The 12,813-nt window shown below is 73.6% G+C and carries 9 protein-coding genes and 1 tRNA gene; 2 read left to right on the forward strand and 8 right to left on the reverse strand.

Translation table 11 applies throughout. The features are described 5' to 3' along the window. The first annotated feature begins 265 nt into the window (after positions 1 to 265). On the forward strand, positions 266 to 2,170 hold the full coding sequence (locus GVN67_RS24105) for an AsmA family protein (RefSeq protein WP_159999869.1): 1,905 nt from the start codon (positions 266 to 268) through the stop codon (positions 2,168 to 2,170). Positions 2,171 to 2,235: 65 nt separating this feature from the next. After that, a tRNA-Leu gene (locus GVN67_RS24110) sits at positions 2,236 to 2,318 on the forward strand. Between the two features lie 279 nt (positions 2,319 to 2,597). Here the strand turns inward: GVN67_RS24110 and GVN67_RS24115 are convergent. The 8 genes from GVN67_RS24115 to GVN67_RS24150 form a co-directional block, all read right to left on the reverse strand. After that, the gene (locus GVN67_RS24115; RefSeq protein WP_159999870.1) at positions 2,598 to 3,812 is read right to left on the reverse strand and encodes an FAD-dependent oxidoreductase; all 1,215 of its coding nucleotides are present in this window, start codon (positions 3,810 to 3,812) and stop codon (positions 2,598 to 2,600) included. Positions 3,813 to 3,819: 7 nt separating this feature from the next. Then, complete coding sequence (locus GVN67_RS24120; protein WP_159999871.1) at positions 3,820 to 5,481, reverse strand: squalene/phytoene synthase family protein; 1,662 nt, start codon at positions 5,479 to 5,481, stop codon at positions 3,820 to 3,822. Then, on the reverse strand, positions 5,478 to 6,587 hold the full coding sequence (locus GVN67_RS24125; protein WP_159999872.1) for a glycosyltransferase family 2 protein: 1,110 nt from the start codon (positions 6,585 to 6,587) through the stop codon (positions 5,478 to 5,480). Before GVN67_RS24125 ends, GVN67_RS24120 begins: the two co-directional genes overlap by 4 nt. After that, the gene (locus GVN67_RS24130) at positions 6,584 to 7,318 is read right to left on the reverse strand and encodes a lysophospholipid acyltransferase family protein (protein WP_235035453.1); all 735 of its coding nucleotides are present in this window, start codon (positions 7,316 to 7,318) and stop codon (positions 6,584 to 6,586) included. Before GVN67_RS24130 ends, GVN67_RS24125 begins: the two co-directional genes overlap by 4 nt. 116 nt (positions 7,319 to 7,434) lie before the next feature. Further along, on the reverse strand, positions 7,435 to 8,937 hold the full coding sequence (locus GVN67_RS24135) for an NAD(P)/FAD-dependent oxidoreductase (RefSeq protein ID WP_159999873.1): 1,503 nt from the start codon (positions 8,935 to 8,937) through the stop codon (positions 7,435 to 7,437). Beyond that, positions 8,934 to 10,526 (reverse strand): phytoene desaturase family protein, encoded by a 1,593-nt coding sequence (gene crtI, locus GVN67_RS24140; protein ID WP_159999874.1) that lies wholly within the window; start codon positions 10,524 to 10,526, stop codon positions 8,934 to 8,936. Before crtI ends, GVN67_RS24135 begins: the two co-directional genes overlap by 4 nt. A gap of 104 nt (positions 10,527 to 10,630) precedes the next feature. Beyond that, positions 10,631 to 11,647: a UDP-glucose 4-epimerase GalE gene (gene galE / locus GVN67_RS24145; protein WP_159999875.1), complete on the reverse strand. Its 1,017-nt coding sequence runs from the start codon at positions 11,645 to 11,647 to the stop codon at positions 10,631 to 10,633. A gap of 219 nt (positions 11,648 to 11,866) precedes the next feature. After that, complete coding sequence (locus GVN67_RS24150) at positions 11,867 to 12,673, reverse strand: exodeoxyribonuclease III (protein WP_159999876.1); 807 nt, start codon at positions 12,671 to 12,673, stop codon at positions 11,867 to 11,869. Positions 12,674 to 12,813 lie beyond the last annotated feature (140 nt).

Genomic DNA, 12,813 nt, shown 5'->3' on the forward strand with positions numbered 1-12,813 from the left:
GCCCGGCCCCTGTCGCCGAGGCGCCGCGCCCGGCCCGTGCCGCCGCCACCCAGCGCGCCCAGCAGCCGGCCCCCGCGCCGCGCTATGGCGCCGCCGATGGCGGCACGCCGCAGCCGGATCGCGGTTTCCTCGGCTTCGATGCCGGCCGCGGCGGCTAAGCCCCCGCGCCTTTCCGTCGCCTGATCGCGGCCAGGGGAACACCCCTGGCCGCAACTATTTGCGCCCGGCACGGCTTTTTCCTCTCTGCAGGGGAGAGGAACCAGCCATGGCCATGCGGCGCATCCTGATCTGGACCGGCATCCCGGTGCTGGTGGTCCTGCTGCTGCTCGTCTTCTGGTCCTGGGCCTGGTTCATCCCGCTGGCCGAGCGCCAGGCTTCCGCGGCGCTGGGCCGCGCCGTCACCATCGCCGATCTCGATGTCGATCTGGGCCGGGTGACCGAGGTGCGCGTCGGCGGGCTGCGCGTCGCCAATCCGGAAGGCTTCCCCGAGGAGCCGCCCTTCGCCGCCCTGCAGCAGCTGGCCGTGCGGATCGACGTGATGGAGTTCATCCGCCACCGCCGCATCGTCATCCCCGACATCGCCGTGGCCCAGCCAGCGCTGCGGCTGATCCAGAACCCCGACGGCAAGAACAACTTCTCCTTCCCCAGCCTGGCCGGCGACCCGGACGCGCCGCCGACGCCGCCCGAGGAGCAGCCGCAGATCGGCGCCCTGCGCATCCAGGACGGCCGCGCCCAGGTCAGCCTGGCGCAGCTGCGCTCCGAGATGCGGATGGCCATCGCCACCGAGGAGCCGGCGGGCCAGCCGTCGCGCATCCGCGTCACGGCGGAGGGCACCTATGCCGGCCAGCCGATCACCGGCGAGCTGACCGGTGGCGCGGTGCTGTCGCTGCGCGACGCCGCCAATCCCTGGCCGATCAAGCTGGATGTCGCCAATGGCCCGACCAAGGTGGCGCTGGAGGGCACGCTGTCCGACCCGCTGCGCTTCGCCGGCGCCAATATCCGGCTGCGGCTGGAGGGGCCGGACATGGCGCGGCTGACGCCGCTGACCGGCGTGCCGATCCCGCCGACCCCGCCCTATCGCATCGCCGGCAGGTTGGACTATGCCGCCGGCGCCATTCGCTTCACCGGCATCGAGGGCGTGGTCGGCCGCAGCGATCTTGGCGGCGACATCGCCGTCACCCCGCGCGCCAACACGCGGCCGCTGGTCGAGGCGACGCTGCGCTCGCGCCGGGTGGATCTGGACGATCTGGGCGGCTTCATCGGCGCCAAGCCGGGCGAGGCCCCCGACCGCCGCCAGGCCGCGCGCAACCGGGTGCTGCCCGACACGCCGGTCGACCTGCCGAAGCTCGAGGCCGCCGATATCCACCTGACCTACGACGGCGGCCATATCCTGGGCAGCGCCACGCCGCTGGACGACGTGCATGCGAAGCTCGACATCGTCGATGGCGCCATCGCGCTGAAGCCGCTGCGCTTCGGCGTCGGCCGCGGCCGGATCGAGGGGAATTTCGACTTCGGCCCGATCGCCGGCGGCGGCCTGTCGGCCAAGGGCGAGGTGCGCTTCCAGCGCGTCGACCTGTCGCGGCTGATGGGCGTCACCCCGCTGGGCGAGGGCCAGGGCGCCATCGGCGGCGCCGCCCGCATCGACACCCGCGGCCGCAGCATCGCCGAGATGCTGGGCCAGGGCGATGGCGCGGTGACGCTAGGCATGGCCGGCGGCAATCTTTCTTCTCTGTTGGTGGATCTGTCGGGGCTGCAGCTGGGCAATGCCATTCTCTCGGCGCTGGGCCTGCCCAACCGCACCAAGGTGGAATGCTTCATTGCCGACATGGCGCTGCGGCGCGGCGTGCTGAACACCAACACCGTGCTGATCGACACCGACAGCTCGCTGATTTCCGGCACCGGCACCATCGACCTGCGGCGGGAACGGCTGGACTACGCCCTGCGCACCGAGGCCAAGCATTTTACCATCGGCGCGTTGACCACCGATATCGACATCGGCGGGACGTTCAGGAACCCCTCGGTGCGGCCGGAGCTGCTGGAGCTCGGCGCACGCGCCGGGGCGGCGGTGGGCCTCGGCATCATCGCCCTGCCGCTGGCGATCCTGCCGACGGTGCGCTTCGGCATCGGCGAGGACAATCGCTGCGAGAATCTGGTGCGGCGCGCCCGCTAAGGCGCGCCCCTCTTTTCCGTCATCGCCCCCTATGGCAGAGAGGCCCCACGGCAGAGATGCCGCAGGCGGGCGTGGCGAAACGGTAGACGCAGCAGACTTAAAATCTGCTTCCCCCCGGGGAGTGCGGGTTCGAAACCCGCCGCCCGCATCCCCGATCGGGGAAAGCTCAGTCGGCGCCGTGCGCGCGCGGCAGGCCCTTGGGCCAGGACAGCTCCATCAACGAGCGAGCGTAAAGTCCACCCCCAACCAGGGTGGCGAGAACGAAGAGGAAAATCAGGTCGGACATGGGTAAACCCCTTGATCCTTTCGGGCGCCGCGATGCTGCGGCTGCGAAGGAACCTTAGGCCCGCCCGGGTTAACGGAGTGCTGCGCATTTCGCAGGTGCAGCATTTCGTTTCGCATGGCTTGCCAGCCATGCAATCGCCACCTAACCGAAGGCCTGGCCCGCGCGCCGGCCGGTGCGCACCGCCGCTTCCAGCGTCGCCGGCAGGCCGGGCGCCATCCAGTCCCCGGCCAGCGCCAGGTGGCGCAGCGGCCGCAGACGCGGCGGCCCGGCGCGCTCCACCCCATGCAGCGGCGTCGCCCGCTGCTCGCGCACCAGGCGGCAGGGCGGCGGCGTCTCCGGCCAGGGCCCGGGCAGGCCGGCGGCCAGGGCGACGCGGCGGATTTCCGACCAGACCACCGGCACCAGCGCGTCGCTGGCCTGGCCGCCGGCGGCGCTGATCGTCACCGAGACCGCGCCGGGCCGCAGCAGCACCCATTGCGCCGCGCCGCCGAGCAGGCCGAGGAAGCGCGGCGGCCCGCCGGTGGCATGCGCGAAATGCAGGTTCAGGATCGGCGCATGCTGTGCCGGCACCGCCAGGCCGGGCAGCAGCCGGGCGGCCTCCCAGGGCGGCAGGGCCAGGATGGCCGCGGTGCGGCGGTCCAGCGGCACGGCGCCGTCGCCGAAGACCAGCGCCGTGGCGCGGCCGCCCTGGCGCTCGATGCCGCGCAGCCGGTGGCCCAGCTGCAGCCGCACCCCCTGCCGGCCCAGCGCCGCCAGCGCTGGCTGCACCAGGTCCGGCCCCAGCCCGTCGCGCGCCACCAGCAGCCGCCCCGCCCCCGGCCGCGCCAGCCGGCGCAGCACCGGGCCCAGCCAGGCGACCCCCGCCTCGGCCGGATCGGTGTTCAGCGCCGCCAGCACCAGGGGGGCGACGAAGCCGCGGAGCAGCACCGGGTGCCGCGCGAAGGCCTCGGCCACGGTGCCGCCCTGCCAGGGCAGCCCGGCCCGCAGCACGGCCAGGAAGCCGGGCCAGGTCATGCCCGGCGGCCGGCGGGCCGGGTCGCGCCAGCGCCGCGGGTCCAGCGCCACCTGGCGCAGCCGGCCGGTCGCCAGGTCGTAGACCGGCAGGCTGCCGGGCTCCGGCTCGATCCAGCGGTGCCGGGCGCCGATCCGCTCCAGGAAGTCCAGCGCCGCGGTGTTGGCGCCGAGCAGCACATGGGTGCCGTTGTCGCCGCCATCCGGCAGGGCGCGGGCGCGGCCGCCGGCGAAGCCGGTCGCCTCGTGCAGGGTCACGGCATGGCCGCGCGCCGCCGCCTCCAGCGCCGCGGCCAGGCCGGCGATGCCGGCGCCCACGACATGCAGCGTCAGGCCCTGGCTCAAGCGGCGGTCATCCGCGCCAGCCGCGCAGCAGCAGCGTCAGCCGGTCGCCGGTGCCGAGCCGGGCGCGCAGGCGGGGGGCGCCGAAGCCGCGCGCCCGCATCCGCGCCAGCAGCCGGCGATAGCCCGCCAGCATCAGCAGCGCCGGGCGCAGCGCCGCGCGGCGGTGGCGCGGCAGCAGCGCCTCCGCCTGGGCGAAGGCGTCTTCCGCCGCCACCGCCAGGTCAGCGGCGACCGTGGCCAGGCGGTCGTCGGCGGCCAGCCGCAGGGCCGGGGCCTCGTCGGGCAGGCCGGCCGCCCGCAGCGCGTCCTGCGGCAGGTAGAGCCGGTCGCGCGCCGCATCCTCGTCGATGTCGCGGAGCACATTGACCAGCTGCAGCGCGCGGCCGAGGGCGATGCCGAAGGGCTCGGCCTCGGCCGCGCCGAAGATGCGCACGGCGAGCGCGCCGACGCTGCCCGCGACCTGGCGGCAATAGGCGTCGAGCGCGGCCGTGTCGGCGATGCGGCGGCTCGGGCCGGAATCGGCCTCCATCCCGTCCAGCATGGCGTGGCATTCGGCCAGCGGCAGGGTGAAGGCGATGCGCGCCCAGGCGAGCTCGCGCGAGGCCGGGCAGTCCGGCTGCTCCAGCTTGCGCCGCCATTGCTGCAGCAGGGCGCGCTTCTCGGCCTCGGGCATGGCGCCGTCGGCGATATCGTCGACCATGCGGCAGAAGGCGTAGACGGCGAAGAGCGCGCGCCGCGCCTCGCCGCGCGCCGCCGCCATGCCGCCGCCGAAGGAGGAGCGGGCGCGCGTCACCCGCGCCCGCACCAGCCGGGCGTCGCCGGCGCCGCGGCGCGGGGCGGCGACGATGGCGCGGGCCACGTCGCTGCGGGTCAGCGCGATGCGGGCGGCCAGCGGGTCGCCCTGGCGCAGCCGTTCCAGCAGGCGGCGGGCCAGGTGCAGGGTGACCGCGGCCTCCAGCGCCAGGCGGCGGGTGTTGATGCGGCGCGGCAGCTGCGCGGCGCGGTCCAGCAGCGCCTCGACCCGGTCCAGCGCCGAGGCCAGCACCGGGGCGCGCGCCGCCGGATCGGCGAAGAAGCGCGCCTCGCCGCCGGCCAGCGCCAGCCAGTCCTGCGGCAGGTAGACGCGGTCGAGCTGCCGGCGGTCGTCGCCCAGGTCCTGGATGTGGTTGAGGATCTGCAGCGCCATGCAGAGCGCGTCGCTGCCCTCCAGCGCGCCGGCATCGACCTCGCCATGCAGCCGCAGCAGCAGCCGCCCGACCGGCACCGCCGAGCGCGAGGAATATTCCTCGAGCGAGGCCCAGTCCGGATAGCGGCTCTGCGCCGCATCCTGGCGGAAGGCGGTCAGCATGATGCGCGCCTCGGTCAGCCCGTCGCCGCTGGCCTGCAGCGCGCGGGCGATCGGCAGGCTGGTCGCCGGGTCCTCCAGCGCCGCCGCCAGCCGGTCCAGCCGGGCCAGCTTCTGGGCGGGCGACAGGCCGGGATGGTCGGCGATGTCATCGGCCGCGCGGACCACATGGTAGAAGGCCAGGACGCGCCCGCGCAGCGCCGGCGCCAGCAGCCGCGAGGCGACCGGGAAATTCTCCGAAGTCGGCCCGCGGGTCGGCGGGCCGGCCAGGATGTCGTCGTCCGGCAAAGGCAGGGGGGGCAAGGGCCGCGGCGGCGCGGTCATGTGCTGGCCACCTTGTCGTAATGGCGGCCCTTCCAGCCCGGCGGCCGGCCCAGCAGGGCGCGCCACTGGATGGCCAGCGCCACGGCCACCCCCAGCGGATGCAGCGGCACGCTCCACCAGGGCTCCTTCGCATGCCAGGTGATGGCGGCGCGGGTGCCCAGCGACAGCAGCACGGCCAGCAGGGCGGGCGCGCCGCCGCCCAGCGCCAGGGCCAGCCAGGGCAGCAGGTGGCCGCCGGCCAGCAGCAGGGTCCAGACCGGCAGGCCGCGCGGCGTCGCCATGCCTTCCCGCGCATTGCGGGCGAAGCCGGCCCAGGCCTCGGCGAAGCCCGTATACATGCGGCAGCTGGCCAGGCGGCTGCCATCGACCACCTCGCTGCGCTGGCCGGCGGCGCGCATCCGCCGTGCCAGCGCCAGCGCCTCGTGCAGGATGCCGGGCGAGGCGGCATGGCCGCCGGCGGCGCGATAGGCCGCGGCCTCGACCAGGACCAGCTGGCCGCAGGCGGCGGCCAGGCTGGCGTCGTGGCGGCCGGCGAAGCCCTCGGCGCGGCCGCCGCCGGGCAGGTAGCCGGTCATCAGCAGGTTGATGGCGGGCACCGTCAGCGCCTCGCCCAGGCTGCCCAGGCGCTGCCGCGGCACGCCGGAGACCAGCGCCAGCCCATGGTCCTCGGCATGGGCGGCGAGCGCCGCCGCGGCATGCGGGGCCAGCCGCACATCGGCGTCGATGAACAGGAAATGGGTGCCGCGGGCGGCCTCGGCCAGGCGGGCGCAGGCATGCACCTTGCCGGTCCAGCCGGGCGGCAGCGGCGGCGCGGCCAGCAGCCGCACCCGCTCGTCCAGCGCGGCGGCGCGGCGGATGATGGCCGGCGTCGCGTCGCTGCTGTTGTCGTCCATCACCAGCAGCTCGATGGCGACGCCCTCGCTGGCCAGGGCCGCGTCCAGGCAGGGCTGCAGCCGCGCCGCCTCGTCGCGGGCGGGGATCAGGATGGAGACCAGGCAGGGCCCAGGCGGCCGGCCGCCGGCGCGGCGCTGGCGCCGGATGTTCTGCGCGGCCAGCAGGGCCGGCAGCGCGGCCAGGGCGCAGGACAAGACGGCCAGCCAGGTCATCGGCCGAGCTCCGGGTCCAGGCCGCGGGCGGAGGCGGCCTTGCGCCGCCGGTCGAAGAAGCCGCCCATGCCGTCCCGCTCTTGCTCCACCGGAAGGAAACGCGCCGGATCGCGGGCCATGGCGTCGCCCGCCAGCCGGTCCAGCGTGGCGCCCAGCGCCCCGGCCAGGGCCGCGCGCCGCGCCGGCCGAGGCATGGCCTGCAATGCCGCGCCTGGCAAGGGCGGGCCGAAGGCGGCCAGCATCTCCGGCCGCCGCGCGCTCCAGAACGGGTATTCCATGGCGAGCGGGATGAACTGCGCCTGCGGCACCCGCTCGGCCAGGCGGACCAGCCCGGCGGCGATCGGCTGCGGCCGCCGCCGGGCATCGGCGAAGCGGCCGGGGGCGTTCATCCACAGCATGTCGCGGGCCAGCACGCGGGCGGCGGTGGCCAGGAAGGGCTCGGCGCCGTCGCGCGGGTCGACCGGAAAGGCGCCGAGGCGCCGGAACAGCGAATAATGCCCGAGGGCCGCCGCCTGCATCGGCACGAAGCCGCGCCGCGCCGGGAACAGCCGCTGCGCCAGGGCCATGAAGAAAATCCCGTCCCACCAGCTGGCATGGCTGGCGAAGACGACGATCGGCCCCTCGGTGACCGCGGGCGCGCCCCAGCAGGCCAGGCGCGGCGCGCGCATCCGCCGCCGCGCCGTGGCGGTGAAGACGGCGCCGGCCAGGCGCAGCAGGCGCGGCGAATGCAAGGCGAGGGGATCCACGTCGCCCAGGCTAGAGGACAAGTGGCCGGGGATTAATCCCCCCTGTCTCGCACCGCATCATTGCGCATCCGCATTCTTCGGCCGGCGCCGTGGGCCGCCGCTCAGGCCGCCAGGTCACGATGCAGCGCGTCGGCGGCGATCCAGCCCGACATCAGCACCATCGGCATGCCGGGGCCGGGATGCGCGGCGCCGCCGGCCAGGTACAGGCCGGGGATGCGCTTGACCCGGTTGCCCGGCTTGAAGGCGCCGGTGAAGCGGCCATGGCTGGCCAGGCCATAGATGGCGCCGTCCAGCGTGGCGTAGCGGTCGCGGATATCGGGCGGTGTCAGGTGGCGCTCGACGACGATGTGGCGCTCCAGATCCTCGAGGCCGGCGGTGCGGGCCAGCTTGTCCAGGATCACCCGGCGGTAGCCCGGCATCATCGCCGCCCAGTCCTGGCCGGGGCGGATATAGGGGGTGTGCACCAGGACATAGAGCGCCTCGCCGCCCTCCGGCGCGACCGAGGGGTCGGTCACCGAGGGGGCGGCCAGATAGGCGCTGGGATCGGGGGCGGGGATGCCCTGGCGGTAGATGGCGTCGAACTCGGCCTCCGGATCGGCCGAGAAGACGAAGCTGTGATGCGCCAGCTGCGGATAGCGGCGGTCGAGGCCGAGATAGAGCACCACGCCGGAACAGGCGGGCTCGTGCTTCGGCGGGCGGATGGCGCCCTCGGGCAGCAGCTCGACCATGGTGCGGATGGCGTCCGCGTTGGAGACCACGGCGTCGCAGGCGATGCGCTCGGCGCCGGCCTTCACCGCGACCACCCGGCCGCCTTCCAGCTCGATGCCGGTGGCGGCGCAGCCGGGGCGGAGCTCGACGCCGAGCTCGCCGGCCAGGTTCTCCAGCGCCACGGCGACGGCGCGGGTGCCGCCCTCCGGGTACCAGACGCCTTCGGAGACCTGCATGTCGCCGATGCCGGCCAGCACCGCCGGCGCCAGATAGGGCGACGACCCGACATACTGGCAGAAATGGTCGAGCATCTGCGCCAGCTGCGGGTCGGGCACCTCCTTGCGCACCACGCCGGCCATGCTCTGGCCCATGCGCAGCGCCTTGAGGTCGCGCAGCGCGCCACCGCTGAACTGGGCGCGCCAGTCCATGGTGTCGATGACGCCGCCCACCGACTTCCAGAAGAAGAAGCGCTCGGAAATCTCGTGCAGCTCGCGCGAGATGGCCTGGAAGCGGCGATAGCCCTCGCCGCTGCCGGCGGCGAAGGCCTCCATGCTGGCGGCCATGGCGCCGATATCCTCGCGCAGGTCGATCTGCCGGCCATCGTCGAAGAAGCAGCGCCATTGCGGGTCGAGGCGGATCAGCTTCAGCGCCTGCTCCAGCGGCCGCCCCGCCTCGGCGAAAATTCTTTTCAGGACCCGCGGCATGGTCAGGATGGTCGGGCCCATGTCGAAGCGATAGGCGCCATTGCCGCCGGGCACCGGCAGCTCCAGCAGCGCGGCCTTGCCGCCGAGCCAGTCGTTCTTCTCCAACAGGGTGACGCGATGGCCCCGCGCGGCGGCGGTGACGGCGGCGGCCAGCCCGCCCAGCCCGGCGCCGATGACGACCAGCCGGCTCATGCGGCGATGCCCCCGCCCGGCAGGCCCCCGCTTGGCAGGCCCCCGCTTGGCAGGCCGGGCAGGGCCTTGCCCGGCAGGCCCAGGTCATCGGCCAGCAGCCCGGCGCTGATGCGGGCGCCCTCGTAGATCACCGGCAGGCCGCTGCCCGGATGGGTGCCGCCGCCGACCAGGTACAGGTGCTCGGTGTCGCCGAAGCGGTTGCCCGGGCGGCGATGCAGGATCTGCCCCAGGTCATGCGCCAGATTGAAGGTCGCGCCATAGCCCACCGCAAAATCCTCCTGCCAGTCCAGTGGCGTCACCATCCGCTCATGCCGGATGCGCGCCTCGATATCCGGGATGCCCAGCGCGACCAGCTGGGCCAGCAGCGTGGCCCGCAGCCGCGGCCGCGCCGCGGCCCAGTCGACATCGCCGTCGCGCAGATTGCCCACCGGCATCAGCAGATACAGCGAGGAATGCCCGGGCGGCGCCATCGAGGGGTCGGTCGCGACCGGGTTGTGGACATAGAGAGAAGGCTCGTCCGGGATCTTTCCCAATCCGATCTGCTCCAGCCCCTGCCGGTACTGCTCGGCGAGCAGGATGGTGTGGTGCGGCAGCTGCGGGAAGCGGCCCTCGACGCCAAGATAGAGCATGACGGTCGAGCAGGAATAGCGGGCAGCCTGCAGCTTGCGGTCGGTCCAGCGCGGCCGCAGCGCCTCCGGCACCAGCTTCGGCAGGGCATGCGCCAGGTCGGCATTCATCACCACCGCATCGGCCTCGATCTTTTCCCCGTTCACCACGACGCCATTGGCGCGCCGGCCCTGGAAGGTGATCCGGTCCACCGGCTGGCCGAGATGGATCGCCACGCCCTGTTTCGCCGCGACGCGGGCCATGGCCTCGGCCACCGCGTTGCAGCCGCCCTCGGGGTGGAAGACCCCGTGCTCGTATTCGAGGAAAGACAGAATGCTGAACAGGCCGGGGCAGCGGAACGGGCTCATGCCCAGGTACTTGCTCTGGAAGGAGAACAGCAGCCGGGTGCGCGGGTCGCGGAAATGCCGCTTCAGCTCGGCATCCAGCGACAAATGCGGGCGCAGATGCGGCAGGGCGCGCAGCACCTGCGGCGCCAGCAGGTCGGCGGCCGAGGCGAAGCCGCGTTCCAGGATCGGCCGGAACAGCGCCAGCCGGCGGCGGTTGTCGGCCAGGAAGCGCGGCAGGGCGGCGGCGTCGCGCGGGTCGATGCGGGCGATCTCGGCAGCCATGCGCGCGGCATCGGGGGTGGCATCGATCACCGGCCCGGCGCCGCCGTCGAAGACCAGCCGGTATTGCGGGTCCAGCCGGGTCAGCCGGACATGGTCGGCCAGCCGCTCGCCGCATTCGGCGAAGATCTCCTCCAGGATGCGGGGATACAGGAAGAAGGTCGGGCCGAGGTCGAAGCGGTAGCCTTCCGGCGTTTCCAGCCGCCGGCTGCGGCCGCCGACAACGCCGTCCTTCTCGAGCAGGGAGACGCGGGCGCCGCGCGCCGCCAGCAGCATGGCGGCCGCCAGGCCACCGGGGCCGGCGCCGATGACGACGACATGCGGGGCGGTGGCGGGGGCAGGGCGAGAACGGGGCATCAAGGGCAGATGACCCCGCCGGCCACTTCGCCAAGGCCCTGGCCGCCCGGCTTATTTTCGGGACGGCCGGAAACTTCCGGCCGCCGCGCCGATCGGAGGAAGAATCAGGCCGCCTGGGCGGGCGGCGCGCGGTCGTCATAGCCGCGCGGATGCGCGACGCGCCACTGGAAGGCGGTGCGGACGATATCGTCCAGCGCGTCGAAGCGCGGCGTCCAGCCGGTCTCCTGCCGCAGCTTCGCGTTGCTCGCCACCAGCACGCCGGGATCGCCGGCGCGGCGCGGGCCGATGCGGTGCGGCACCGGGCGGCCGGCGACACGCTCCACCGCCTCGATCACCTGGCGCACGGAATACCCGCTGCCATTGCCGACATTGTAGCGGCGGCTGGGACCGCCGGCGACGAGGCGGTCCATCACCCGCAGATGCGCGTCCGCCAGGTCGGTGACATGGACATAGTCGCGGATGCAGGTGCCATCGATGGTCGGATAGTCGGTGCCGAAGACCGTCAGCTCCGGCCCGAGGCCCAGCGCGGCATTGATCGCCAGCGGGATCAGGTGGCTTTCCGGGTCATGGTCCTCGCCCAGCCGGCCGCGGGGATCGGCGCCGGCGGCGTTGAAATAGCGCAGCGCGGTGGAGCGCAGCCCATGCACCCGGTCGGCCCAGTCCAGGCCGCGCTCGGCCATCAGCTTGCTCTCGCCATAGGCCGAGGCCGGCAGCAGCGTCGCGCCCTCGTCGATCGGCAGCTTTTCCGGGAAGCCGAACAGCGCGGCGGTGGAGGACAGCACGAAGCGCAGGCAGCCCGCCTTCACCGCGGCATCCGCCAGGCCCAGCGTGTTGGTCAGGTTCTCCGACAGGTAGCGCAGCGGGTCGCGCATGCTCTCGCCGACCAGGGAGAGGGCGGCGAAATGCAGCACCCCGTCGAACTTCCAGCCGGCGAAGACTTCCGTCAGCTGCCGGCGGTCGGCCAGGTCCATCTCGACCAGCCGCACGCCGGCGGGCACGGCGGCGCGGTGGCCCTGGCGCAGGTCGTCGATCACCACGACCTCGTCGCCCCGCTCGATGAGGGCCAGCACCACATGGCTGCCCACATAGCCAGCCCCACCGGTCACCAGAAATCGCGCCATCAAACTTCCTCAGGGGAGTGTTTCTCGCAGTCTGCCGGGCGCCGCCGCGGCATGCATCCCCCGTTTTCGGGAGGCCCGGACCTGCCTTGGCAAGGCCGGGGAGAAATTTTCATCGGTGTCCGGGGCAGGGCTTTGGCGGCAAAGGCGCCCCCGAATCAAGAATTTATCGCAGCGTAAGCGTGAGGAGAGCGCGGCCCCCTGCAGCACACGACACTGTGATCAAAGCGCGAGCTCGAGCAGCACCGGAACATGGTCGCTGGCCTGGGTCCAGCCCCGCGCTTCCTTGTGGATGTGGTGCCGGGCGAGCTTTCCGGCCAGGTCCTGGCTGCACCAGATATGGTCCAGCCGCCGGCCGCGATCGGCCGCCAGCCAGTCCTTCGCGCGGTAGGACCACCACGTGTAGAGCTTCTCCGGCGGCGGCACGAAATGGCGGATGGCATCGTGCCATTCGCCCGCGGCGGCCCAGGCGTTCAGCGCCGCGACCTCGACCGGGGTGTGGGAGACGATCTTCAGCAGCTGCCTGTGGCTCCAGACATCGTCCTCCAGCGGCGCGATGTTCAGGTCGCCCACCAGCACGGCGCGCTTGGCGGCCCCGCGCGAGGCGTTCCAGGCGGTGACCTCGGCCAGGAAGTCGAGCTTATGGGCGAATTTCGGGTTGAGCTCCCGGTCCGGGATATCGCCGCCGGCGGGGACGTAGAAGTCGTGCAGCTCCAGCCCGCCCGGCACGTCGAGATCGACGCCGACATGCCGGCAGTCGCCGCGCTCGCACCAGTTGGGGTCGGTGGCGCGCTCGGCGAAGGGCACCCGGGACAGGATGGCGGTGCCGTTGTAGCCCTTCATCCCGCGCGCCGCCCGATAGGGGTAGCCGAGCGCCGCGATGGCCTCGTGCGGGAAGAACTCGTCCGGGCACTTCGTCTCCTGCAGGCAGATGACGTCGGGATCGAGCTGGCGCGCGACCTCGGCCAGCAGCGGCATGCGCAGGCGGACGGAGTTGATGTTCCAGGTCAGCAGGCGAAGTTTGGGCATGCCCCAGCATTAGAGAGCGAGGCCGCGGGCCGCCAGGGGGGGCGCCACGGGGCTGCCGCCCGGCTGCTGCGATTTACGCCCCGCGCAAGAGAAAGGCGCCCGGTCCCCCCCGACCGGGCGCCTCGGGGGGGATGGCATTC

Source organism: Roseomonas sp. 18066 (genome assembly GCF_902706185.1).
GTDB lineage: Bacteria > Pseudomonadota > Alphaproteobacteria > Acetobacterales > Acetobacteraceae > Pseudoroseomonas.

What these genes read in the sequence shown, in the direction of transcription:
- GVN67_RS24105 (WP_159999869.1), top strand. Translation starts at nt 266, where the DNA reads ATGGCCATGCGGCGCATCCTGATCTGGACCGGCATCCCGGTGCTGGTG.
- GVN67_RS24120 (WP_159999871.1), bottom strand. Translation starts at nt 5,481, where the DNA reads ATGACCGCGCCGCCGCGGCCCTTGCCCCCCCTGCCTTTGCCGGACGAC.
- GVN67_RS24125 (WP_159999872.1), bottom strand. Translation starts at nt 6,587, where the DNA reads ATGACCTGGCTGGCCGTCTTGTCCTGCGCCCTGGCCGCGCTGCCGGCC.
- GVN67_RS24135 (WP_159999873.1), bottom strand. Translation starts at nt 8,937, where the DNA reads ATGAGCCGGCTGGTCGTCATCGGCGCCGGGCTGGGCGGGCTGGCCGCC.
- crtI (WP_159999874.1), bottom strand. Translation starts at nt 10,526, where the DNA reads ATGCCCCGTTCTCGCCCTGCCCCCGCCACCGCCCCGCATGTCGTCGTC.
- galE (WP_159999875.1), bottom strand. Translation starts at nt 11,647, where the DNA reads ATGGCGCGATTTCTGGTGACCGGTGGGGCTGGCTATGTGGGCAGCCAT.
- GVN67_RS24150 (WP_159999876.1), bottom strand. Translation starts at nt 12,673, where the DNA reads ATGCCCAAACTTCGCCTGCTGACCTGGAACATCAACTCCGTCCGCCTG.